Origin of the sequence: Piscinibacter gummiphilus (genome assembly GCF_002116905.1) — a bacterium.
Lineage (GTDB): Bacteria > Pseudomonadota > Gammaproteobacteria > Burkholderiales > Burkholderiaceae_C > Rhizobacter > Rhizobacter gummiphilus.
Window position 1 is genome coordinate 4277582 of record NZ_CP015118.1, and the last position, 24984, is coordinate 4302565.

The 24984-nt window shown below is 69.9% G+C and carries 19 protein-coding genes; 6 read left to right on the forward strand and 13 right to left on the reverse strand.

Translation table 11 applies throughout. The features are described 5' to 3' along the window. Window positions 1-168: 168 nt before the first annotated feature. The 6 genes from A4W93_RS19390 to A4W93_RS19415 all read left to right on the forward strand — a co-directional run bounded on the left by A4W93_RS19390 (window position 169) and on the right by A4W93_RS19415 (window position 9528). Complete coding sequence (locus A4W93_RS19390) at window positions 169-1173, forward strand: bifunctional riboflavin kinase/FAD synthetase (protein ID WP_085752169.1); 1005 nt, start codon at window positions 169-171, stop codon at window positions 1171-1173. An 84-nt stretch (window positions 1174-1257) separates the two neighbouring features. Further along, window positions 1258-4089, forward strand: a complete 2832-nt coding sequence (gene ileS, locus A4W93_RS19395; RefSeq protein WP_085752170.1) for an isoleucine--tRNA ligase — start codon at window positions 1258-1260, stop codon at window positions 4087-4089. Window positions 4090-4115: 26 nt separating this feature from the next. After that, window positions 4116-4622: a signal peptidase II gene (lspA, locus tag A4W93_RS19400; protein ID WP_085752171.1), complete on the forward strand. Its 507-nt coding sequence runs from the start codon at window positions 4116-4118 to the stop codon at window positions 4620-4622. A gap of 115 nt (window positions 4623-4737) precedes the next feature. Beyond that, window positions 4738-6273, forward strand: coding sequence for an ATP-binding protein (locus A4W93_RS19405; RefSeq protein ID WP_085752172.1), 1536 nt, complete (start codon window positions 4738-4740; stop codon window positions 6271-6273). Beyond that, window positions 6273-7199, forward strand: a complete 927-nt coding sequence (locus A4W93_RS19410) for a DMT family transporter (protein WP_085752173.1) — start codon at window positions 6273-6275, stop codon at window positions 7197-7199. The genes A4W93_RS19405 and A4W93_RS19410 overlap by 1 nt, the downstream gene beginning before the upstream one ends. 1 nt (window position 7200) lies before the next feature. Then, a complete protein-coding gene (locus tag A4W93_RS19415; protein WP_085752174.1) occupies window positions 7201-9528 on the forward strand; it encodes a response regulator in 2328 nt (775 codons plus the stop codon). A 48-nt stretch (window positions 9529-9576) separates the two neighbouring features. On the opposite strand, the gene A4W93_RS19420 is transcribed toward A4W93_RS19415, so the two are convergent. From A4W93_RS19420 to A4W93_RS19480, 13 genes are all read right to left on the reverse strand, one after another. After that, window positions 9577-10359, reverse strand: coding sequence for an SDR family oxidoreductase (locus A4W93_RS19420; protein ID WP_085752175.1), 783 nt, complete (start codon window positions 10357-10359; stop codon window positions 9577-9579). 21 nt (window positions 10360-10380) lie between these two features. After that, window positions 10381-11256, reverse strand: coding sequence for a DMT family transporter (locus A4W93_RS19425; RefSeq protein ID WP_237357810.1), 876 nt, complete (start codon window positions 11254-11256; stop codon window positions 10381-10383). Window positions 11257-11365: 109 nt separating this feature from the next. After that, window positions 11366-13195, reverse strand: coding sequence for a serine/threonine protein kinase (locus tag A4W93_RS19430; protein WP_169726564.1), 1830 nt, complete (start codon window positions 13193-13195; stop codon window positions 11366-11368). A gap of 184 nt (window positions 13196-13379) precedes the next feature. Then, window positions 13380-15005: a gamma-glutamyltransferase family protein gene (locus A4W93_RS19435; RefSeq protein ID WP_085752178.1), complete on the reverse strand. Its 1626-nt coding sequence runs from the start codon at window positions 15003-15005 to the stop codon at window positions 13380-13382. A gap of 82 nt (window positions 15006-15087) precedes the next feature. After that, window positions 15088-16614 (reverse strand): tripartite tricarboxylate transporter permease, encoded by a 1527-nt coding sequence (locus tag A4W93_RS19440; RefSeq protein WP_085752179.1) that lies wholly within the window; start codon window positions 16612-16614, stop codon window positions 15088-15090. A gap of 13 nt (window positions 16615-16627) precedes the next feature. Next, window positions 16628-17092, reverse strand: a complete 465-nt coding sequence (locus A4W93_RS19445; RefSeq protein WP_085752180.1) for a tripartite tricarboxylate transporter TctB family protein — start codon at window positions 17090-17092, stop codon at window positions 16628-16630. Between the two features lie 131 nt (window positions 17093-17223). After that, the gene (locus A4W93_RS19450) at window positions 17224-19023 is read right to left on the reverse strand and encodes a type IV pilus assembly ATPase TfpB (RefSeq protein ID WP_085752181.1); all 1800 of its coding nucleotides are present in this window, start codon (window positions 19021-19023) and stop codon (window positions 17224-17226) included. Beyond that, window positions 19020-19802, reverse strand: a complete 783-nt coding sequence (locus A4W93_RS19455; RefSeq protein ID WP_085752182.1) for a spermine/spermidine synthase domain-containing protein — start codon at window positions 19800-19802, stop codon at window positions 19020-19022. Before A4W93_RS19455 ends, A4W93_RS19450 begins: the two co-directional genes overlap by 4 nt. Before the next feature lie 16 nt (window positions 19803-19818). Further along, window positions 19819-20328: a DNA-deoxyinosine glycosylase gene (locus A4W93_RS19460; RefSeq protein WP_085752183.1), complete on the reverse strand. Its 510-nt coding sequence runs from the start codon at window positions 20326-20328 to the stop codon at window positions 19819-19821. Continuing rightward, a complete protein-coding gene (locus A4W93_RS19465) occupies window positions 20328-21155 on the reverse strand; it encodes a TatD family hydrolase (RefSeq protein WP_085752184.1) in 828 nt (275 codons plus the stop codon). Before A4W93_RS19465 ends, A4W93_RS19460 begins: the two co-directional genes overlap by 1 nt. A 25-nt stretch (window positions 21156-21180) precedes the next feature. Beyond that, complete coding sequence (locus tag A4W93_RS19470; RefSeq protein ID WP_085752185.1) at window positions 21181-21945, reverse strand: PEPxxWA-CTERM sorting domain-containing protein; 765 nt, start codon at window positions 21943-21945, stop codon at window positions 21181-21183. Between the two features lie 133 nt (window positions 21946-22078). Further along, complete coding sequence (locus A4W93_RS19475) at window positions 22079-23287, reverse strand: mechanosensitive ion channel protein MscS (RefSeq protein ID WP_085752186.1); 1209 nt, start codon at window positions 23285-23287, stop codon at window positions 22079-22081. A gap of 38 nt (window positions 23288-23325) precedes the next feature. Continuing rightward, a complete protein-coding gene (locus tag A4W93_RS19480; protein WP_085752187.1) occupies window positions 23326-24963 on the reverse strand; it encodes a sensor domain-containing diguanylate cyclase in 1638 nt (545 codons plus the stop codon). Window positions 24964-24984: the final 21 nt, after the last annotated feature.

Consider the following 24984-nt stretch of genomic DNA (forward strand, 5'->3'; position numbering starts at 1 on the left):
CGATGCCAGCGGGCCATCCGTCGGTGAACATCATGTCCAGGTCTCTACGCGGAAGAACTCCAGCAACGCGCACAAAAAGAGGCTTCTCCGTGGCCTGCTCTCCAGGGTAGGAGGCACCCTCCCGACGTGACGAGCCACAATCCTGGCCTGAAGCCATAATCCCGCACCATGCAAGTTTTCCGCGGATTCCACCACCCCGGCATCGCCCCCGCCTGCGCCCTGACCATCGGCAACTTCGACGGTGTCCACCGCGGGCACCAGGCCATGCTGGCCCTGCTCCGCTCCGAAGCCCAGCACCGCGGGCTGCCGTCCTGCGTCCTGACCTTCGAGCCGCACCCGCGCGACTACTTCGCCCGCAAGGCCGGCAAGCCCGAGCTGGCCCCGCCCCGCATCGCCACCCTGCGCGACAAGCTGAGCGAACTGGAGCGCTGCGGCATCGACCAGGTCGTGGTGCTGCGCTTCGACGAGGCCCTGGCCACCCAACCCGCCGCCGCGTTCATCCAGGACACCCTGGTCGACGGCCTGGGCGCGAAGTACGTGCTGGTGGGCGACGACTTCCGCTTCGGCGCGAAGCGGGTGGGCGACTACACGATGCTCGACGCCGCCGGCGCCGAGCAGGGCTTCGACGTGGCCCGCATGAACAGCTACGAGGTGCACGGCCTGCGCGTGTCGAGTTCGGCGGTGCGCGAGGCGCTGGCGGCCGGCAACCTCAGCCAGGTCACCGCGCTGCTGGGCCGCCCGTACAGCATCAGCGGCCACGTCGTGCACGGCAAGAAACTCGGGCGCGACCTGGGCTTCCGCACGCTCAACCTGCGTTTCCCGCACCGGCTGGCCGCGGCCATGGGCATCTTCGCGGTGCGCACCCACGGCCTGGCGCCGGAGCCCGTCGACGGGGTCGCGAGCCTCGGCGTGCGCCCCACGGTGGACGACAGCGGCCGGGTGCTGCTCGAAGTGCACTGCCTCGAATGGCCATCCTCGCTGGGCCTGGAGGGGGGGTACGGTAAACTCGTGCGTGTGGAACTGCTGCACAAGATCCGCGACGAGGCCCGGTACGACGGGCTCGACGCCCTGAAAGCCGCCATCCTGCAGGATGAGGCCGACGCACGCACGTTCCTCGCGTCCGCGACACCCCATGCCGCCACCGGTCGCCAGACCACCCGCGACCGAATTTAGCGCTCGCCCCTGCCCTCCCCGCGAGCTCCGGCGCCCCTGGCCGGCCCACTTTCCAGACGCGCGCCCCGCCGCGCCCCCTGCGCCATGACCGACAAAGCCACCGACTACCGCGCCACGCTGAACCTGCCCGACACCCCGTTCCCGATGCGCGGCGACCTGCCCAAGCGCGAGCCGGGCTGGGTCAAGCAATGGAACGACGAAGGCACCTACAAGCGCCTGCGCGAAGCCCGCTGCGGCGCCCCGAAGTTCATCCTGCACGACGGCCCCCCGTACGCCAACGGCCAGATCCACATGGGCCACGCGGTGAACAAGATCCTGAAGGACATGATCGTCAAGTCGAAGCAGCTCGACGGCTTCGACGCGCTGTACGTGCCCGGCTGGGACTGCCACGGCCTGCCCATCGAGAACGCCATCGAGAAGAAGTACGGCCGCAACCTGAGCCGCGACGAGATGCAGGCCAAGAGCCGCGCCTACGCCACGGAACAGATCGCCCAGCAGATGACCGACTTCCAGCGCCTGGGCGTGCTGGGCGAGTGGGACCATCCGTACAAGACGATGGACTTCGCGAACGAGGCCGGCGAGCTGCGCGCGTTCAAGCGCGTGATCGAACGCGGCTTCGTGTACCGCGGCCTCAAGCCCGTGTACTGGTGCTTCGACTGCGGCTCGTCGCTCGCCGAGTTCGAGATCGAGTACGCCGACAAGAAGAGCCAGACGCTCGACGTGGCCTTCAAGTCGCACGAACCCGCCAAGCTGGCCGCGGCCTTCGGCCTGCCGTCGCTGTCGAAGGATGCCTTCGCGGTCATCTGGACCACCACCGCGTGGACCATCCCCGCGAACCAGGCCATCAACCTGAACCCCGAGCTGCCGTACGCGCTGGTCGACACGCCGCGCGGCCTGTTCCTCGTGGCCGAGGCGCTGGTGGAGGCCTGCCTGAAGCGCTGGAACCTCGAGGGTTCGGTGCTGGCCACCACGAAGGGCGAGAAGCTCGGCGGCCTCGCGTTCGAGCACCCGCTGTACGACGTGGACGCCGGCTACCGCCGCCTGTCGCCCGTGTACCTCGCCGACTACGCCACGGCCGACGACGGCACGGGCCTCGTGCACTCGGCCCCCGCCTACGGCGTGGACGACTTCAACTCCTGCGTGTCCCACGGCGTCACGTACGACGACATCCTGAACCCGGTGCAGGGCAATGGCGCCTACGCGCCCGAGTTCCCGCTGTTCGGCGGCCAGCACATCTGGAAGGCCGTGCCGGTCATCATCCAGGCGCTGGAAGACGCCGGCCGCCTGCTCCACACCACCACCATCACCCACAGCTACCCGCACTGCTGGCGCCACAAGACGCCGGTGATCTACCGCGCGGCCGCCCAGTGGTTCATCCGCATGGATGAGGGCGAAGGCGTGTTCACGAAGGACAAGGCCCCGAAGACGCTGCGCCAGACCGCCCTCGAAGCCATCGAGCAGACGAGCTTCTACCCGGAGAACGGCAAGGCCCGCCTGCACGACATGATCGCCAACCGGCCCGACTGGTGCATCAGCCGCCAGCGCAGCTGGGGCGTGCCCATCCCGTTCTTCCTGCACAAGGACTCGGGCGAGCTGCACCCGCGCACCATGGAGATCCTCGACCAGGCCGCCGACATCGTCGAGAAGGGCGGCATCGAGGCCTGGAGCCGCGTGACCACCGAGGAGATCCTCGGCGCGGCCGACGCCCCCAGCTACACGAAGAGCACCGACATCCTCGAGGTGTGGTTCGACTCGGGCAGCACGTTCTTCCACGTGCTGCGCGGCACGCACGCGCCGCAGTTCCATGAAACCGGCCCCGAGGCCGACCTGTACCTCGAAGGCCACGACCAGCACCGCGGCTGGTTCCACTCGTCGCTGCTGCTCGCGTGCGCGCTCGAAGGCCGCGCGCCGTACAAGGGCCTGCTGACCCACGGCTTCACGGTGGACAGCCAGGGCCGCAAGATGAGCAAGTCGCTCGGCAACGGCATCGACCCGCAGGAGGTCAACAAGAAGCTCGGAGCCGAGATCATCCGCCTGTGGGTGGCCGCGAGCGACTACTCCGGCGACATCGCGGGCGACCAGAAGATCCTGGACCGCGTGGTGGACGCGTACCGCCGCATCCGCAACACGCTGCGCTTCCTGATGGCCAACACGAGCGACTTCGACATCGCGAAGGACGGCGTGCCGCTCGACCAGCTGCTGGAGGTGGATCGCTACGCGCTCTCGCGCGCCGCGCAGTTCCAGGCCGAGATCCTCGCCCACTACAAGGTGTACGAGTTCCACCCGGTGGTGGCCAAGCTGCAGGTGTACTGCTCGGAAGACCTCGGCGCGTTCTACCTCGACGTGCTGAAGGACCGCCTCTACACCACCGCGCCGAAGTCGCTCGCCCGCCGCAGCGCCCAGACCGCCGTGTGGCACATCACCCAGGCCATGCTGCGCTGGATGGCGCCGTTCCTGAGCTTCACCGCGGAAGAAGCGTGGGGCTTCATCGGCAACGGCCAGTCGATCTTCACGCAGCAGTACTGCGACCTGGGCTCGCCGGACGAAGCGCTGCTCGCCAAGTGGACCCGCGTGCGCGAAGTCCGCGACCTCGTGATGAAGAACATCGAGACCGTGCGCACCGCCGGCCAGGTGGGGGCGTCGCTGCAGGCCGAGATCGTGATCACGGCCCCGGCCGCCGACCTCGACCTGCTGGCCTCGCTGGGCGACGACCTGAAGTTCGTCACCATCACGTCGGCGGCCTCGGCCGTCGTCGGCGACGCGCTGTCCGTGGCGGTGACGCCGTCGGCGGGCACGAAGTGCGAGCGATGCTGGCACTACCGCGACGACGTCGGTGTCGACCCCGCGCACCCGACGATCTGCGGCCGCTGCACGTCGAACCTGTTCGGCGCGGGCGAGACCCGCACCGTCGCCTGACCCCTTTTCCGGACCGCTCCCACCGCATGGCCACCCGCCCCGCTCCGTCGTCGTCCCCCTCGTCGAGCCTGCTCCCCTGGCTCGGCATCGCCGCCATCGTGATCGTGCTGGACCAGCTCACCAAGACGCTGATCCTCCAGTACTTCCAGTACGGCGACAGCCGCACCATCACGTCGTTCTTCAACCTCGTGCGGGTCCACAACACCGGGGCGGCGTTCTCGTTCCTGGCGGGGGCCTCGGGGTGGCAGCGGTGGTTCTTCGTGGCCCTGGGCGCGGTGGCCACCGTCTTCATCATCTACATGCTGCGCCGCCACGGCGGCCAGAAGGTGTTCGCGTGGGCGCTGGCGCTGATCCTGGGCGGTGCCCTGGGCAACGTGATCGACCGGCTGATGCACGGCTACGTGGTGGACTTCCTCCAGTTCCACTACGCCGGCAAGGCGTTCCCGTCCTTCAACATCGCCGACAGCGCCATCACGATCGGCGCCATCCTGCTGATCCTGGACGAACTGCTGCGCGTGCGCCGCTCCAAATAGGCGCGCCACCGGGGCGATTGGGGAAAAAATCTGTCGTGAACGCGCACTCCCGGTAACGTTATGTAGTCGTGTTGGGGCATGATCGGGGGTCGCCTCCCTTCCCGCGCCCACGACGATGGTCGATTTCAGTTGCCTGCCGTTCTACGAGTGGCTCGACGTGCCCATCTGGGTGTTCGACCCTGAACGTCTGCAAGCCACCTGGGCGAACCGCGCGGGCCTGACCTTCTGGCAGGCCGACTCGGTGGACGAACTCTCCCGGCGCGATTTCTCCGACGTCAGCGAAGGCGTTCGCACCCGGCTCGCGCTGAGTTCGCAGGCCCACGCCCGCGGCGAGGTCACGCGGGATTCCTGGACGCTGTACCCGAAGGGCACCCCGTTCACCTCGGTGCTGGTCTCGCGCGGGATCATGATGCCGGACGGCCGCCAGGGCATCCTGTTCGCCTCGGAGCCCCTCTCCACCGGGCTCGATGCCGACGCGCTGCGTGGCGTCGAGGCCATCACCCACACCACGGTGCGGGTCGCGCTGCATTCACTGCCCGACGGCCTGGCGCTGATGCGCAACCCCGCCGCCGTGCAGGCCTTCGGTCCCATTCCGCAGGGCGACGCCCCGCGTCCGTCCGATTTCGACGGCATGTTCAGCGACCCCGGTGTGGCCGCGCGCATCATCGCCCAGGTGCGCAAGGGCCAGACCTTCAGCGCCGAACTCGAGCTGAACACGCTCGGCGGCCTGCGCTGGCACGGCGTGGACGTGCGCCCGGTGGTGGACCCCGTGTCCGGCCGCCGCGCGATGCAGGTCAACGCCCGCGACATCGCCGACCTCAAGGCCACTCAGAAGGCGCTGGAAGGCGCCCGCGTGGCAGCCGACAACGCCAACATGGCCAAGAGCGCGTTCCTCGCGAACATGAGCCACGAGATCCGCACGCCGATGAACGGCGTGCTGGGCCTCACCGAACTCGTGCTGCACACCGACCTGTCCGAGAAGCAGCGCCAGTACATCTCGCTCGCGAACCAGTCGGCCAAGGGCCTGATGGTCATCATCGATGACCTGCTCGACGTCGCGAAGATCGAGGCGGGCCAGATGGTCATCGAACACCGCCCGTTCTCCGTGCGCAAGTGCCTCGAGGAAGCGCTCTCGCCGCTGCTGCTCACCGGGCAGCAGAAGGGCCTGCGCCTGGCCTGGCAGGTGGCCGACGCCATTCCGGCCACGCTCGTGGGCGATGCCGTGCGCCTGCGCCAGGTGCTCATCAACCTCGTGGGCAACGCCGTCAAGTTCACGAACCAGGGCTCGGTGCAGGTGAGCGTGGAGCCCGCGCTCGACGCCCCACCCACCGGCGTGCACCTGCGCTTCACCGTGCGCGACACCGGCATCGGCATGTCGCCCGAGCAGCTGCAGCGCGTGTTCGAGCCCTTCGTGCAGGCCGACAGCAGCATCACCCGCCGCTACGGCGGCACCGGCCTCGGGCTCGCCATCGTCGCCCGCCTCGTCAAGCTGATGGGCGGCGACATCCAGGTCACCAGCAAGGAAGGCGAAGGCAGCTGCCTGAGCTTCACCGCGCAGCTGGCCCTGCCCGGCGGCGGCGGCCCCGAACCCGACCCCACCACCCACACCCTCGGCGCACCGGTTCCCCTGCACCGCCTGACCTTCCTCTGATGACCCATCGCCTGACCGCCCGCGTGGCGCTGGTGCTCACCCTGCCGCCCCTGCTCTGGGCCGGCAACGCCGTCGTCGGACGTGCATTGGTGGGCAGCGTGCCTCCCCTGACCCTCAACGCGATGCGCTGGGCCCTCGCCTTCTTCCTGCTGCTGCCGCTCGGCTGGCGCGCGCTGTCGCGCCCGCAGGAGATCCTGTCGCGCTGGAAGTACCTCGTGGTCCTCGGCCTCCTGGGCGTGGGCAGCTACAACGCGCTGCAGTACATGGCCGTGCACACCTCCACGCCCATCAACATCACGTTGATCACGGCCAGCATGCCGCTGTGGATGCTCGGGGTCGGCCTCCTGTTCTTCCGCGAGCCCGCGCGGCGCCGCCAGCTGTACGGCGCGGCGCTGTCGCTCGCGGGCGTGGCGCTCGTGCTGTCACACGGCCACCCGTCCACCCTGCTCGAGCTGCGCCTCGTGCAGGGCGACCTGCTGATCCTGCTGGCCGCGGCGCTGTGGGCCGGCTACAGCTGGCTGCTCGTGCGTCCGCCGGCCTCGATGCAGGGCGAGAACCGCCCGGCCTGGAACTGGGCCGAGTTCCTGCTGATCCAGGTGGTCTTCGGCGGCGCGTGGGCCTGGCTCTTCGCCGGGGCCGAGCACCTGTTCCTGCAGCCGGAGCCCATCGTGTGGTCGGCCAAGCTGTGGTTCGGCTGGTTCTACGTCGCGCTCGGCGCCTCCATCGTGGCGTACTGGCTGTGGGGCGTGGGCGTGGCGGCCGTCGGGCCGTCGATCGGCGCGTTTTTCATCAACCTCACGCCGCTGTTCGCTGCGCTGCTGTCGGCCGCGCTGCTGTCCGAGCCGCCGCGCTGGTTCCACGTCGTGGCGTTCGCACTGATCGCCGCGGGCATCGTGGTCACGTCGGTGGCCCCGAAGAAGGTCTGACATGCACCTTCGCCTCCGCTCCTGGCAGATCGCCTACGCCGCCGCCGCGCTGCTGATCCTGCTCGTGATGGGGATGGGCGAGTACCTCGGTGCCCTGGGCACCGACCGCTTCGCCCAGTCGATCGACATCGACCGCCTGTGGGCCCAGCGCTCGGCGAGCCTCGCGGACCTGCGCAAGCTCGCCAACGACGCGAACGCCCCGGCGAACGACATCTTCAGCACGCGCGAGCCCGCGCGCGAACGCCAGCGGCTGCGCGACGCCACCGTCCGCTTCGGCGACGGCCTGGCGAACGCCCGAGAGGTGTTCGGACGCCACGGGGTCGAGAGCCAGCGAGAGCTGATGCTGCAGGGGCTCACCGAAACCGAGCGGGCGATGCAGTCGATGCTCGAACACGCCGAGCAGACCCTCGTGCAGTTCGAGGATGGCAAGGTGGAGGCGGCCACGCGACTCATGGCCGAAGCCGACCGCGACTACACGCAGATCCAGGAACGCATCCGCAGCATCGGCATCACCGCGCGCACCGTGCAGAAGGCCGAGTTCGACCAGCTGTCGGCCGACGTCGTGCACTACCGCCAGCTCGAGTTCGTCAGCATGGGCGTGGTCACGCTCATCACGCTGGTGATGCTCGTGTACGGCTACCGGCTGCACCAGCGCGCCGAACGCGCGGCCGAGGTCGAGTCGGCCCACCGCGCCGAGCTGCAACTGGCGAAGGACGCCGCCGAGGCCGCGAGCCAGGCGAAGTCGCAGTTCCTCGCGAACATGAGCCACGAGATCCGCACGCCGATGAACGGCGTGCTGGGCATGACCGAGCTGCTGCTCGGCACGCCCTTGAACGACCAGCAGCGGCGCTTCGCTGACAGCGCGCACCGCTCGGGCCAGGCGCTGCTCGGGGTCATCAACGACATCCTCGACTTCTCGAAGATCGAATCGGGCACCTTCGAAGTGGAGTCGATGCCGTTCAACCCCTGCGAGGTGGCGCACGACGTGGCCGAGCTGCTCGCGGTGCAGGCCCACGCCAAGGGCCTGGAGGTGATCTGCCAGGTGGGCCACGACCTGCCCGTGCGCGCCTTCGGCGATGCCGCGCGCCTGCGCCAGGTGCTGATGAACCTGCTCGGCAACGCGGTGAAGTTCACCGAACGCGGCCAGGTGGTGATCTCGGTCAACCGGCTGCCGGCCACGAGCGCCGCCCACCAGCATGCCGCGCTCGTCGAGTTCTCCGTGTCGGACACGGGCCCCGGCATCTCGCGGGCCGACCAGGCCCGCGTGTTCGAGGCCTTCACCCAGGCGGACAGCACGCGCACGCGGCGCCACGGCGGCACGGGCCTCGGCCTCACCATCTCGAACGAACTGGTCGCGATGATGGGCGGCAAGCTGCAGCTCGACAGCGAACCCGGCGCGGGCTCGCGCTTCTGGTTCTCGCTGCCGATGCGGCTGCTGCCCGAGTCGTCGCCGGTGCTGACCGACCGCGAGGCCTCGATGCTGCACGGCCTGGAGGTGCTGGTCGTCGACGACAACGCCACCAACCTCGACATCCTGCGCCACCAGATGCTCGCGTGGGGCCTGCGCGTGGAGACCGCCACCACCGGTGCCCAGGCGCTCGAGCTGATGATGAAGCGCCCCACGGTGCACGACTTCGCCATCCTCGACGTGCACATGCCCGAGATGAACGGCATCGCGCTCACCGAACGCATCCGCGCCATCCGCCGCCTCGACGAGCTGCGCCTCGTGATGCTGAGCTCGGCCGGGCTCGACATGCCGGCCGAGGGCCTCGCGCGCCTCGGCATCGCCCGGTGGCTCGCGAAGCCGGTCCGCAAGAGCGAACTGCGGCGTGCGCTCGTGGAACTGCTGGACCAGGCCGCGACGCCCGCGCCGCAGCCGGCCCGCACCGTGTCGATCACCCCGCCGCCGCCCGATGCCGCATCGCACCACCCCACGCCCGGCGCACGCATCCTGCTGGCCGAGGACCATGTGGTGAACCAGGAAGTGGCCGCGCAGATGCTGCGCATGGCCGGCTACCACGTGCAGGTGGTGGGCGACGGCCAGTCCGCGGTCGAGGCCATCGCCGGCGGCGGTGTCGAACTGGTGCTGATGGACTGCCTGATGCCGGTGATGGACGGCTTCGAGGCCACGGCCCGCGTGCGCGAGCTGGAGGAAGGCTCCGGCCGCCGCCTGCCCATCGTGGCGCTCACGGCCAACGCGATGAAGGGGGACGTGGAGACCTGCCTGGCCGCCGGCATGGACGATCACCTCGCCAAGCCCTTCACGCAGCAGCAGCTGATCACCGTGATCGAGCGGCAGCTGAAGGCGCGCAGCCGGCAGGTGGGCTGAGAATCAGCCCACCTGCCGCCGCGGCGAAGGCCGGGGCCCCGGGCCTTCCTAGAACGTCCCCGGGTACGTCCCGCCGTCCACCAGGATGTTCTGTCCGGTCAGGTAGCCGGCGTGCTGGCTGCACAGGAACGCGCAGATCGCGCCGAACTCGGCCGGTGTGCCGAAACGCTGCGACGGGATCGTGCGGCGGCGGGCGTCGGCGGCTGCTTCCTCGTTCTGGCCCAACGCCTTGGCACCCGCCTTCAGCGTGGTGCGCAGGCGATCCGTGTCGAACGCACCGGGCAGCAGGCCGTTGATGGTGACGTTGCGCGCGGCGATCGGGCTGCGCGCGAGGCCCGCCACGAACCCCGTGAGGCCGCTGCGCGCGCCGTTGGACAGGCCCAGCACCCCGATGGGGGCCTTCACGGCACCGGACGTGATGTTGACCACGCGGCCGTAGCCGCGGGCGGCCATCGCATCGATGGTCGAGCGGATCAGCTCGATCGGGGTCAGCATGTTGGCGTCGAGCGCCTGGATCCACGTGTCGCGGTCCCAGTTGCGGAAGTCGCCGGGCGGCGGGCCGCCGGCGTTGTTCACGAGGATGTCGACCTGCGGGCATGCGGCCAGCGCCGCGGCGCGGCCCTCGGCCGTGGTGATGTCGCCCGCCACCGTGCGCACCTCGCCGCGGCCGATCGCGCGCAGTTCCGCGGCCGTGGCCTCGAGGGCCTCGACGCCGCGCGCCGTGATCACGACGTTCGCGCCTTCACGCACCAGCGCTTCCGCGCAGCCCTTGCCCAAGCCCTTGCTGGCGGCGCACACCAGCGCCCACTTGCCTTCGATCCCCAGGTCCATGTCGTTCTCCTCTCGTTGAATTCAGCCGACGCGGGCGCGCGTCAGCATCCAGATGCCACCCATCACCAGCACCGTGCCCGCGGCGACCCAGCCCGTGAAGGGCTCGCCGAGGATCACGATGCCCATCAGGATCGTCGACAGCGGCCCGATCATGCCGATCTGCGCCGCCGCGCCCGCCCCGATGCGTTCGATCGCCATCATCACCATGAGCACCGGCGCGAAGGTGCACACGGTGGCGTTCACCACGGACAGCCAGATCACCTCGGGCGCGACGATCGCGGCCGACATGGGCCGCAGCACCACGAACTGCACGAGGCACAGCACGCAGGCCACCGTGGTGGCGAGGCCCGCGAGGCGCAGCGCGCCCAGACGGCGCACTTCCTCGCCGCTGTACGCGAGGTACAGCGCGTAGCTCACCGCGCTCAGGAACACGAGCAGCGCGCCGAGGGCCGCATCGGCGCCGAGCGTGGTGATCTCGTGGCCGAACACCAGCAGCACGCCGGCGTAGCTGATCGCGAGCGACACCAGCTGCTTGCGGTTGACCTTCTTCTTGAACAGCACCACGCCGAGCGCGAGCACGATCGTGGGGTTGAGGTACAGGATCAGGCGCTCGAAGCTCGCGGTGATGTACGCGAGGCCCGCGAAGTCGAGGAAGCTCGCGAGGTAGTAGCCCGTGATGCCGAGGAACACGACGATGCGCCAGTCGCGCGCCGTGAGCGCCGGCTTGCCCCGGCCCGCCCACCAGGCGAGGAACAGGAACAGCGGCAGCGCGAACAGCATGCGGTACATGATGAGCGTGACCGCATCGACGTCGTGGCGGTAGGCCAGCTTGACGATGATGGCCTTGCCCGAGAACGCGATGGCGCCGAGCGCCGCCAGCAGCACACCCGGCCACATGGCGCGCTGCGAGGCATTCGCGGGCGCCTGGGCGGCTGCGGGAGAGGAATGCATCCCCGCATTCTAGGAACGAGGCCCGGCCCGTGCAGGCACTCGGATTAGCGGGGGCTCAGTCCTGCTGGTTCCGGAACTCCACGCACTGCGGATGGCGGCTGAAGCGTGCGGTGCCGCACTGGGTTTCCATGCAGCGGAACAGCGCGAAGTTCGTGCGGCTGCCGCAGGCGGCGCGCGGGTTGTTGGGTGCCGGCGGCTCCGCGTCGGGTTCGGCCGCGGCGGCCTTGCGCGCCGGCGTGGCCTTCGCCACCTTGGCCGTCTCGCGTGCGGGCGGCGGCGGAGCCGGTTCGGGCGCGGGGGCCGCGGCCACCGGCGGCGGGGGCGATGGCTCCGGTGCGGGCGCAGGTGCGGGGGCAGGAGCCGGTCCGGCGGCGGGGGGCTGCTCCGTCAGCACACGCTCGATGGGCTCCCGGACCGGTTGCGGCGAGAGCACGGCCGCGGGTCGCTCCGCCGCCGGGGTCTGGGCCGACGCCGTGGTGTCCGACCGCGACGGATCCAGCCAGCCGGCGATCTGGGCCGGGTTCTCGGCGACGTACCAGCCCGCCATGCCGAGGCACACCACCAGCCCGAACACCGCGGCGACCGCGCGCGTGGGCTCGCGGCGCCGCCGGTTCGCCGGACGGCGGCGGCTCGACGGGCCGGGCATGGTCCAGCTCTGGGGGCCGAGGCCGGGCTCCCGCGGCACGGGGCGGCCGGGCAGCGGACCGAAGGTCGAGGTGCCGAAGGTGGACGGGCCGAAGCCGGATGGCTCCTTGCGCCGGGCCTCGTCGTCCTCCTTGGTCCAGGGCAACGAGGACATCGCCATCGCGATGGCCGCAGCCGCGGCCGCATCGGCCTGGGCGTCCGGGTCATCGGCCACGGGCTCGCGCGCGCCCCTCGCGGGCGGCGGCTCGGGCATCGCTTCCTTCGTCAGCACCGGCGGTTCCGGCCGCTGCGGGGGGGTGTCCTGGCGAGGCGCCGGCGCGGGGGCCTGGGGCACGGGTGCGGCGCCCGTGAGGTCGAGCAAGGCACGCAGCGCCCCCAGGTCCTGCGGCCGGTTCTCGGGACGCACGGCCAGCGCCCGGTCGATCGCGGCCAGGAAGGCCGTGGACGGCATGGCCCCGTGCAGGCGACCCGGCGGCCGGCGCGACAGGCCCTCGGAGAGCGGCGCGTGCACGTCGTCGGGCCCGAGCACGGCCGCGGAGACCGGCGGGCGGCCGACCAGTGCGAGGTGGGCGATGGCGCCCAGGCTGTAGATGTCGGTCCACGGGCCCACCGGCAGGTGGCTGCCGTGGGCGAACAGCTCGATGGGGGCGTACTGGCGGTCGACGCTGTCGATCACCACGTGCTGGCTGGCCGGCGCCACGGTGGACAGGTCGAGCAGCATCGGCCGCCCATCGGGCATCAGCCAGATGCTCTCGGGCGCGAGACCCAGGTGGTACACCCCGCCGGCGTGCAGCACGCCCACGGCGTCGCACAGGGCCACGAGCAGCCGGCGCAGCCAGCCCTCGTCGGTCACGCCCACCCGCTGCAGCGACACCGCGAGCGACTCGCCCTCGTACGCCGGCATCAGCATGTAGGCCGTGCCGTGTTCCTCCCACACGCGCAGCGCGCGGCCGATGGCCGGGTGGTCGAAGCGGGTGAGCCAGCGCGCCCCGCGCAGGAAGGCCGACAGCGCCGTGGCCCGGGCGCTGGCGTCGGTGCCGTGGGCCAGCACCACCTCGCCACCCGCGCCACGCACCGCGAGGCCGCGCGGGAAGTGTTCGCGGACGAGCACGTGCCGCTGCAGCAGCGGGTCGTCGGCGAGGTAGAGGATGCCGTTGTCGTCCTGCCCGATGGGTTCCACGATCACGCAGCCGCCCACCTGCGCCCCGGAGTGCAGGAGGTCGCGGTCGAGTTCGGACATCGTGGGCATCGTGCTGGGCCCGAAATCCCGGGTGTGGTCGATCGAAGGCATCAAGGCAACGGCGGTCAGTTGGCGACAAAACGCCCCGCCACGGCACGGGTGCCCACGGGACTCGGGCCCATGGAGCAATCGATGTGCCCGAACCGTTGGAAGCGCCAGCCGGCCCGGTCCCCTTCCAGGGGGCCTAGTATGCGGCCGCGAGCCCGTCCCGGCGTGAATCACTGGCGGCGAGATAGCCTTCCGCCGCGGGGTCGCCGAGGCGCCAGATGAACTGGCCGGCACCGAAGTCCTGGTAGCTGTCGTTGATCACCGCGAGCCGGTGGCCCAGGGCCGAGAGGCCCGCCACGGTGTCGGGCCGCATCGTGGCCTCGACGTTCAGTTCCAGGCCGTGGTTGTAGCGCCAGCGCGGTGCATCGCACGCGGCCTGCGGGTTCTGCCGGTGGTTCAGCAAACGCACGAGCGTCTGCACGTGGCCCTGCGGCTGCAGGCTCGCGCCCATCACACCGAACGACATCACCGGTGCACCGTCGCGGCTCAGGAAGCCCGGGATGATGGTGTGGAACGGGCGCTTGCCCGGCGCCACCACGTTCGGGCTCGCGGCGTCGAGGCTGAACGCGTGTCCGCGGTTCTGCATCGACAGGCCGTACCCGGGCACCACCACGCCCGACCCGAAGCCCATGAAGTTGCTCTGGATGAAGCTGACCATCATCCCCTGCTCGTCCGCCGCGGTCAGGTAAATCGTGCCACCCTTCACCGGGTTACCGGCACCGAAGTCCTGCGCTTTCTGCCGATCGATCAGCGTGGCGCGGTCGGCCAGGTACGCGGGGTCGAGCAACTGCTCGACCGTCACGGTCATGCTCGCGGGTTCCGAGACGAAGCGGTACACGTCGGCGAAGGCGAGTTTCATCGCCTCGATCTGCAGGTGCTGCGACTCGACGCCGTCCACGGGCAGCGAGCCGAGGTCGAAGTGGGCGAGGATGCCGAGCGCGATCTGCGCGGCGATGCCCTGCCCGTTCGGCGGGATCTCGTGCAGCGTGTGGCCAGCGTAGTCGAGCCCCACGGGGTCGACCCACTCGGGGCGGAAGCCCGCGAAGTCGGCCGCCGTGATGACCGCGCCGTGTTCGCGCGCGTGCCGCTCGGCCGCCTCGGCGACCTCGCCGCCGTACAGCGCCTGCCCCTTCGTCCGCGCGATCAGGTCCAGCGTGCGGGCCGCATCGGGGAAGCGGAAGCGCTCGCCGATCCCGGGCGCCCGCCCCTTCGGCAGGAAGGCGCCGGCAAAGCCCGGCTGGCCCTTCAGCAGCGGCTCGGCTGCGGCCCACTTCTGCTGCACCACCACCGGCACGGCGTAGCCGCGCTCGGCGATCTCGATGGCCGGGGCCATCAGGTCGGCGAAGGGCAGCTTGCCGAACCGTTCGCTGAGGGCCACCCATCCGGCCACCGCGCCCGGCACGGTGACGCTGTCCCAGCCGCGCTGTGGCGGCGTGGCGGCGTCGCCGTACTTGCGGCGGAAGTAGTCGGGACTCCAGGCCGCGGGCGCGCGGCCCGAGGCGTTGAGGCCGTGCAGCCGCTGCCCGTCCCACACGATGCAGAACGCATCGGACCCGAGGCCGTTGCTCACGGGCTCGACGACGGTCATCACGGCCGCCGAGGCGATGGCCGCGTCCACCGCGTTGCCACCCTGCATCAGCACGCGCAGGCCGGCCTGCGCGCCGAGCGGGTGCGACGTGGAGACGACGTTGCGGCCGAACACCGGGAGCCGCCGGCTGGGGTAGCCGGCGCGCCAGTCGAAGGGGGTGGCGGATGCGGTCATGGGAAAGGTCTCTCGGACATCAGGATGCAGGATGGACAAGGCCGCCCGGAGGCGGCCTTGTCGGGGGTGGAGCGGAACCCGGTCAGTCGGCGTCCTGGAACGCGACTTCCCGCTTGTTCTTGATCGACGGCAGCAGCACCACGATGATCATCAGCACCGAGGCGATCAGCAGGCCGGCCGACAGCGGACGGGTCACGAAGGTACTCCAGTCGCCGCGCGAGAGCAGCAGCGCACGGCGCAGGTTCTCTTCCATCATCGGGCCCAGGATGAAGCCGAGCAGCAGCGGCGCCGGTTCGCACTTGAGCTTGTAGAACAGGTAGCCCACCACCGCGAAGATGGCGGTCATGTAGACGTCGAAGTTGTTGTTGTTCAGCGTGTACGTGCCGATGCAGCAGAACAGCGTGATGGCCGGGAACAGGAACCGGTACGGCACGGTCAGCAGCTTGATCCAGATGCCGATCATGGGCAGGTTCAGGATCACGAGCATCGCGTTGCCCACCCACATCGAGGCGATCAGGCCCCAGAACAGCTCGGGGTTGCTCGACATCACCTGCGGGCCAGGCTGGATGCCCTTGATGGTCATCGCGCCCACCATCAGCGCCATCACGGCGTTCGGCGGGATGCCGAGGGTCAGCATCGGGATGAACGAGGTCTGCGCGCCGGCGTTGTTCGCCGATTCGGGGCCCGCGACACCGCGGATGTCGCCCTTGCCGAAGCGGCCGTCGGGACCGGCGACCTTCTTCTCGACCGTGTAGGCCGCGAACGAGGCCAGCAGCGCGCCGCCGCCCGGCAGCACGCCGAGGACGGAACCGAGCGCCGTGCCGCGCAGCACCGCGGGCCAGGCCTGCTGGAAGTCCTTGCGGGTGGGCCACAGGCCCTTCACTTCCTTCGTGAAGACCTCGCGGTGTTCCTCGGGCATGCCGAGGTTGGCGATGATTTCGCCGAAGCCAAACAGGCCCATGGCGATCACGACGAAGCCGATGCCGTCCGTCAGTTCAGGGAAGTTGATGCCGGTGAACGGCAGTTCCGAGTAACGCGGCACGCCGGAGATCACGTCGGTGTTGATCTGCGCGAGCAGCAGGCCCAGGATGATCATCGAGATGGCCTTCAGCAGCGAGCCGGAAGCCAGCACCACGGCACCGATCAGGCCCAGCACCATCAGCGAGAAGTATTCGGCCGGGCCGAACTTGAACGCGAGTTCGGTCAGCGGCGGCGCGAAGGCCGCGATGATGATGGTGCCCACGCAGCCCGCGAAGAACGAGCCCAGGCCCGCGGCCGCGAGGGCCGAGCCGGCGCGGCCCTGCCGCGCCATCTGGTAGCCGTCGATGGCGGTCACCACCGAGCTCGACTCACCCGGCACGTTGATCAGGATCGCGGTGGTGGAACCGCCGTACTGCGCGCCGTAGTAGATGCCGGCCAGCATGATGAGCGCGGGCGTGGCGTCCAGCGAGTAGATGGACGGCAGCAGCATCGCGATGGTGGCGACGGGGCCCAGGCCGGGCAGCACGCCGATCAGCGTGCCCAGCACGCAGCCGAAGAAGGCGTACATCAGGTTGTTCAGCGTGAAAGCCACGCCGAAACCGAGCGCCAGGTTGTTCAGGAGATCCATGGTGAGAGTTTCCTCAGCCCGCGATGAAAGACGGCCACATGGGGATCGTCAGGTTGAGGCCCTTGACGAACACGAGCCAGGAGAAGACGTCGAGCACGACGCTGGCGATGAGCACGCCGCCCCACTTGAATTCCTTGCCGGCGAAGCTGGTGACGATGATCAGGATGGGCACCGTGATGATCAGGCCGAGGCGCGGCAGCAGCGCACCGAACAGCGTGATGGCGAACACGATGATGAGCAGGGGCCGCCAGGCGATGTCGCCGACGGGGTCACCGCCCTCGACCTCGATGGTGAGCGACGTGAAGATCACGATCGCCCCGAGGATGGCCATGATCACGCTGAGGATCATCGGGAAGTATCCCGGTCCCGGTCGCGCGCCGCTGCCCATCGCGTAGTCGGTGGCGCCATAGGCAAAAGCCAGCCCCACCACCACGAACATCAAACCGGAGAAAAAATCCCGCTGACTCTTGATCTTCACAAAGGTACCCCTCATCTCGTGATGTGCGATTCACACGGATTCTAGGCAGCACCTCCCAGTGCACGTGTGTGGTTTACACGTAGCGGAAACCCACATCCCATGCGGGTTCCAGACCGCCGTTCAGCCTTTCTTCAGCCTTCCCACAAGGGCGTGGACCGCAGCACTTCCTCGATGGTGGTCACCCCTTCCGCGATCTTCATGGCTCCCGCCAGCCGCAGCGGCCGCATGCCGTCCTTGACGGCCTGGCGGCGCAGCGTCGCGACGTCCGGCACCGGGCTGATGCTGTTGCGCGCCGGGTCGGTGACGTCGAGCAGTTCGTAGAGGCCGGCGCGGCCGCGGTAGCCGGTCATGCGGCACTCGAGGCAGCCCACCGGCTTGTACGCCCGCACCTTGCCGTTCAGCGTCCAGGGCTTGACGAACGCGTTCAGCGAGTCGGCCGTGACGTCGGGGTCGGGCTGCTTGCACGACACGCACAGCGTGCGCACCAGGCGCTGCGCCAGCACGCCGATCACGGTGGCACCGATCAGGTACGGCGGCACGCCCAGGTCCACCAGGCGGGTGATGGCCGAGGCCGCGTCGTTCGTGTGCAGCGTGCTGAACACGAGGTGGCCCGTGAGCGCGGCCTGGATGGCCATCTCGGCCGTTTCCAGGTCGCGGATCTCGCCCACCATGATGATGTCCGGGTCCTGGCGCATCAGCGCACGCAGGCCTTCCGCGAAGCCGAGGTCGAGCGTGGACTGCACCTGCGTCTGGTTGAACGCGGGCTGGATCATCTCGATCGGGTCCTCGATCGTGCAGACGTTCACCTCGTCGGTGGCGAGCCGCTTGAGCGTGGAGTAAAGCGTGGTGGTCTTGCCGGAACCCGTGGGACCGGTCACCAGGATGATGCCGTGGGCGCGGGCCGTGAGGGCCTCCCAGCGCTGCGCGTCGTGCACGCCGAAGCCCAGCGCGTCGAGCTTCTTGACCGTGGTGTCGGGGTCGAAGATGCGCATCACCATCTTCTCGCCGAACGCCGTGGGCAGCGTCGACAGCCGCATCTCCACCTCGTCGCCCTGCGGGTTGCGCGTCTTGATGCGGCCGTCGAGCGGCCGGCGGCGCTCGACCACGTCCATGCGGCCGAGCAGCTTCACGCGCGCGATCATCGCGCTCATCACGCCGGGTGGCAGCTGGTAGACGGTGTGCATCACGCCGTCGATGCGGAAGCGGATCACGGCGAGGTCGCGGCGCGGCTCGAGGTGGATGTCGCTCGCGCGCTGGTCGAACGCGTACTGCCACAGCCAGTCGACCACCTGCACGACGCCCTGGTCGTTCGCGTCGAGCTGCTTGTTGCTGCGCCCGAGCTCGACCAGCTGCTCGAAGCTGGCGGAGGCCGCCATCTCGCCGGTCTTGACCGCGTTGCGGACGGACCGCGAGAGCGTGTAGAACTCGGTGGTGAACTTGGCGAGGTCGAGCGGATTCGCCACGACGAGGCGGATGGCCTTGCGCGTGTGCGCCTCGATCTCGGGCACCCACGCCACGTCGTAGGGCTCGCTGGTGGCCACCACGATCTCGTTGAGGCCCACCTGCAGCGGCAGGGCGCGCCGCCGCTCGGCGTAGTTGATGGACATCACGTCGGACACTCGCCCCACGTCCACCTTCAGCGGATCGATGCGCTGGTAGGCGAGGCCCACGCGCTTGGCGAGCCACTCGGTCAGCATCTCGGTGTCGAGCGTCTTGCCGGTGCGCGCGTGGTTCAGGCCGGCGCTGCCCAGGCGCACGAGCGGATGCTGCTTGCTGTCGGCCGCGGAGAAGCGCTTGTCGAGGACGTCGTGGTCGGTCTCGGAGATGATGCCGTCGTCGCGCAGCCACCGGACGAGGCGCCGCCATTCCAGCCGCCCGGCCGGGTGCGCGCTGGCGGGACGGGTCGCGGAGTGCGGGACGGCAGAATTCATGGCGAGGGGAGGCTTTCGGCGGGGAGCACCCGGATCATGCGCAGCCACTTGCGGGCGGGCAGTTCGAACCGAGTTTCAATGTTTTCCGCACGCCGGGCAAGCGTGTCCCTGTTCAGATTTGCAAAGCTTTCTTTTCCGGCGACAACAATGGTGTTGCCCTCCTTCGTGGGCCGCAGGCTGCGCAGCGCATCCGCGCCGAACACGGCGGCCAGGCGCCGCGCGCTGCGCTCGAAGCTCGCGTCCCGCCCGAACAGGTTCACGGTCATCACGCCGCCGTCGCGCAGCAGCGCCCGGCAGTTCCGGTAGAAACCCTCGTCGTCGAGCACGGGGCTCGCCGCATCGTGGTCGTACAGGTCGACGTTGAGCACGTCCACCGTGTCGTGGTGCGCCGGGTCGGCGGCGAAGGCCGCGGCATCCTCGTTCCGCACATGGAGCCGCGCGTCGTCCTCGGGCAGGTGGAACCACAGCCGGCACGCGGTGATCACCGTGGGGTTCAGCTCCACCGCGGTGGTCTTCATGCGCAGGTTGCGGTGGCAGAAGCGGGTCATCGCCGCGGCGCCCAGGCCCAGCTGCACCGCGTGCCCCTCGGTCACGACGGCCTCGTCGCGGAACAGCATCCACGCCATCATGCGCTGGATGTACTCGAGTTCGAGCACGTGCGGCTTGCGCACGCGCATCGCGCCCTGCACCCACGGTGTGCCGAGGTGGAGGTAGCGCACACCATCGGCCTCGGACATCGTCGCGGGGGCCAGTTCGATCTTCTTCTTGCGGGTCGCCATGGGGTTCGTCGGAATGTCAGAGAAGGCCGTGGGCCTCGAACACGGCCCGCCACGCGGCGAGCTTGCGGTCGAAGGACCAGGAGGCGTTGGCGGGGCTCGTCGAGGGCAGGCGCACGACGTCGACGCCGAGCGCCTCCGTGACACGCCGCGACCGCGCCGACTCCCCGCCGTTGTGGGCCACCGCCGTGAGCCCCGGCGCCCGCACGCGCAGGCTCGCGAGGTCGTTGAGCTGCGCGTCCGCGATGGCGCGGTCGAGGCTGCCCTCGCGGCGGCAGTGGGCGTAGACGTCCCACAGGCCCAGGTGGTGGTCGTTCATCGCGGCCAGGCGCTCGGCGTACGGCAGCGCACGCAGGTCCACGCCCCAGATCGTCGAGAGCAGCGGCCAGAACTGGTTGCGCGGGTGGGCGTAGTACTGCCCCGCCTCGAGCGAGGCCACGCCGGGAAAGCTGCCCAGCACGACGAGGCGCGTGCGGGCGTCGATCACGGGCGGCAGGCCGCACAGCAGGGGCGAAGGGGAAGCGGACATCAAGCCGTGGAGTCTGCCAGAGCCGCGAGCCGCGGCAGCGCGGCGAGTGCGTTCGCGTGGCACACGGCGGCGGTGTGTTCGAGGGTCCAGCCGCGCAGCTCCGCCAGCGTGGCGGCGATGCGCGGCAGCTCGGCCGGTTCGTTGCGGCCGGTGGTTTCGCCTTCGGCGCGCTGGGCCGCGGTGCGGTAGAGCCAGTGGGGCGGGATGTCGGGCGCGTCGGTCTCCAGCACCAGCGCGGTCTCGGGCACGGTGGCGGCGAGGTGGCGGATCTGGTGCGCGCGATCGAAGGTCATCGCCCCGCCGAAGCCGAGCCGGAAGCCCAGGTCGACGAAGACCTTCGCCTGCTGGTCGCTGCCGTTGAAGGCATGGGCGATGCCGGCCACGCCGGCCTTGCGCAGGTGCTTGAGCAGCGTGTCGGCCGAGCGCCGCACGTGCACGATCACGGGCAGGCCAGCGGCCTTCGCGAGGTCCAGCTGCGCCGCGAAGAAACGCTCGGCGCGCACCTGGTCGAGCCCGGGGACGAAGTGGTCCAGGCCGATCTCGCCGACGGCCACGAGGCGCGGGTCGCCGCGGTGCCGCGCGAGGTGATCGGCCAGCACGGCGAGGTCACCGTCGTCCGCACGGTCGACGAACAGCGGGTGGATGCCGAGCGCGTACGACAGCCCGTGCCGGTGGGCCAGCTCGCGCACCGTGTCGAAGTCGAACGCGCCCACGGCCTGCAACACCAGCATCTCCACGCCGACGGCCCTGCTGCGCGCCACGACCGCGTCGCGGTCGGGGTCGAACTCGGGGGCGTCGAGGTGGCAGTGGGTGTCGATCCAGGGCATCCGGGGATGATGCCATCCCCGCGGATCACCCTCGGACGCGACGGCCCCTCGCGGCCCCCACCAGGGCCAGCCCGCCCAGCATCAGCGCCCACGTGGCCGGCTCGGGCACCGGTGCGGCCAGGGCGATCCGGTGGGTGTGCGCCTGCATGAAGACGCCCAGCTGGTCGCCGTCGTGGAAGTCGTAGGAGATGCGCAGGCGGCCGTCCCGCACGACCGCACCCAGGCCCGGTGCGACGGCGATCGCTTCCACCTGCTGCTGCGCCGACCCCGTGGGGAACAGGATGATGCCGGCCCACGCCAGGGTTTCGCGCCAGGTCGCGCCATCGATGCCGCCAGCCTCCACGTGATAGTCGGCCTCGACCCACAGCCGCCCGGTGCCGCTGAACGTGAGGCTGCTGAACCAGTTGGTATTGACCCCCTTCGGGCCGGTGCCGCCGTTGCCGGACAGCTCGGAGCGCAGGCCCACCGACGAGAACGAGGCCGTGCCCGTGGTGCCGTCGGCCAAGGTCGTGGCCACCTGCGTGTCCGGCAGGTAGACACCGCTGCCGCCCCAGGTCGAGGGGGTGCCCGAGGCCTCGCAGGCCTCGGTCTGGCCGGGGCGGATGCAGGCGTCGGCCCACACCGTGGACGCCCCGAACTGCACCCCGAAGAACCCGGGCTCGGGCGTGATGTCCTCCAGGCTGAAGGTGGCGGCGGCGAAGTCGATGCGGGCCGTGGCCTGCGGCACGGCGAGCACGGGCAAGGCGGCGCAGGCGACGGCGAGGCCGGCCGCGAAGCGGAACAAGGTCATGGGTTCCCTCCCTGGGAATCGTGGGTTGACGAGGTCGAGCGAGGCGCAGGCATACAAGCCCCGTGCCAGGCCTTCCCGTCGCGCCGCGAGGCCCGCGGAGGTCAAACCTGCCTTGCGTCTGCAGCTCCTGCCGTCAACCTTCCCGCACGACCTCCGGCGACACGGACGACGTGGCGGCGGACCGCACCGCCGCCGCACCCAGCCCGAGGCTCGCATCGAACCCGAACAGCTTGCCCGCCCACAGGAACACCACCCACACCAGCACGCCGAACGGCAGGTAGCCGAAGTAGCCCAGCAGCGGCATCTCGGCACAGATGTGGATCACGTTGACGTACGGGATGTCGTAGATCCAGTAGTTGGGGTTCGTGGGCGCGAGGCCCGGCGGCTGCGCGCTGCCCCAGTTCCAGAACTCCCACAGGAAGCCGTTGAAGAGCGACGACAGCGCCACGAGGATGGCGGGCGACCAGTTGCCCTCCCCCATCGCCGTGAACGGCGTCCAGACGCCCACGCGGATCATCTGCCCGACGATCACGGCCATCGGCCCGATCCACACGACCCAGAACAGCGGCAGCGGGAACACCACCATCAGCGCGATGGCGGCGAGACCGCCCCACAGCAGCAGGCCGCCCGGCAGGCGCAGCTTCGGGCCGTCGGCGTAACGCACCGACAGTTTCGGGAAGGTGTTGAGGAACGTGTACCACTCGAAGATCGCCGGCCACACCGTGGTGTACGCGACGAGGAACAGCACGACGATCGTCGCGTGGCTGAGCTGCGGCATGTGCCCGTTCGGGTAGTACCAGTTGCCGAGCACGAAGTAGTTCGCGAACTCGAAGTAGTACCAGCCCACGACGGACACGAGGGCGCTCAGCCACAGCGTGTGCGGGCGCGTGGCGAGCAGCGAGCGCCCCGCGGTGCGGCGGTACACCAGTCCGTCGAGCACGAGGATGAAGCCCCACCACAGCGGCGAGAACGCGTAGTAGACGAGATCACCGAAGACGGTGAAACGGGCGAACATCAGCCACAGGAAGAAGCATCCGACGGCGGCACCCACCCAGAACCACCACGGCAGCGGCCCGGGCACCACGGGCGCGGGCGGCGCCACCGGCTTGAAGCCGAACCAGGACGGGAACAGCAGCAGCGCGAGGATCACCAGCACGACCGCGAGCATGAGGAGGAAGTACGGCAGCCAGAACGGCGGCATCTGCTCGACGAAGGCCGGCGGGAACACGCCGAAGCCCGGCGGCAGGTGGGTGCCCGGGTACACGAACCAGGCGACGATCAACGGAACGATCAGCGTGGCCAGCACGGGCCAGATCAAGGACCAGCGGATGCCTTTGGGCATGTCTTCTTCCCTCCCCTCGTGGTTGATGAACGGTTCAACTAGACGGAGTCGGCCTCCATCTGGGTGTCCTGGTCGCGCACCTTGCGGCGGCGGCGCTTGTTCTCGTACATGCGCGAGTCCGCCACGTGCTTGAGCTGGTCGTGGTGGGTGCATTCGAAGACGCGCACCGACCCGCTGCTGGCGCCGCTGAGCGGGAAGCCCGAGGCCCTCAGAGCGTCGATGGTCTCGTGCAGCAGGCGGTCCACGCGCTCGAAGTCGCCGTCGTGCGTGGTGGCGGCGAATTCGTCGCCGCCCAGGCGGTGCAGCGTGGCCGACTCGCCCAGGCGCTCGGCGAGATCGCGTGCGAAGGCCCGCAGCAGCTCGTCGCCGCTCGCGTGCCCGAAGTGGTCGTTGTAGTGCTTGAGGCCGTCGAGGTCGACGAACGTGAGGCTGCCCTCGGACGGCAGCCGCTCCATCTCGAGCTCGAGCGCATAGCGGTTGGGCAGCCCGGTGAGCGTGTCGGTGCAGGCGAGCCGCAGGTTGCCCTCGGCGCGTGCGAGCGCCGCCTCCTTGTCACGCCGCAGCAGGCCGAACTGGTACGACAGCACGAAGGCGAGCAGCACCACCTCGATGGTCACCGCCACGAGGCCCAGGTGTTCGATGAAGATCGCGTAGACGCCATGCAGGTCCACGAGCGTGATGGACGCGAGCCCCGAGACGAAGAAGCCCACGTTCGCGAGCAGGTACAGCCGGGCCAGCACGTTGCCGCGCAGCGACTGCACGGCGCCGGCGACGAGGCCGAAGCCGAGGAACAGCGCCACGCCGAAGCGGTCGAGTTCGAGCGACCAGTTCGGCCGCACCGCGGCCACCACGACGAACAACGCCATCACCCCGATCACGGCGCAGCCGGCACGGTACAGCCGGGGCGCGGTGCGCGGGCGGATGTCGAGCAGGCCGATCGCGAACACCATGTAGGCGATGTTGGAGAACAGGATGGGCACGCTGATCAGGTAGAACGTGGTCCACCCGAACAGCTCGCGGAACGCCAGCAGCGCCGTGCCGTTGTAGAGCACGTTGCCGAGGATGAACAGCGCGTACATCGCATGCACGCGCTGGTGGTGCAGCGCGGCCAGGCACGTGTAGTAGACGCCCAGGCCGAGGAAGATGCCCAGGCACAGCAGCACGATCGCGTTGCCGGGCTTGATGGACTGGCGGTAGGTGTCGGCGGGTTCGACGTACGGCTCGGGGCTCGCGAGGTAGAACGGCGAGTCGAGGTCGGAGACCAGCCGGTAGCGCCCGGGCTCCAGAACCACCTCGCGGCCATGGCGCAGCATGTACGGGTTGGCCTCGAGGCTGCCGATGCCGCCGGACACCTCGGCCACCTGCGGCCCGCGCACGTCGTACACGCGGTGCGTGAAGTGCTGGATGACACTGGAGTTCTTGAAGTCGATCACGTACGTGCCGACCTGGCCCACGTCGAACTCGGCCTCGAAGCGGAAGCGGCCGCCGGTGGGCGCGACCTGGGACACGGGCTGCCCGGCGGCGGCCGGTTCACCGTGCGGGGCGAGCTGCACCCATTGGCCCTGGAGTTCGAGCGGCTGCGCCCAGGCCTTCGCACCCGGCCAGAGCAGGGCGAGCAGGAGGACGAGCAGGAACGACCACCCCCGGGCCGGGCCGCGTTGCGTTGTCTTGATCATCGGGCCCGCAGTGTCTCCGTC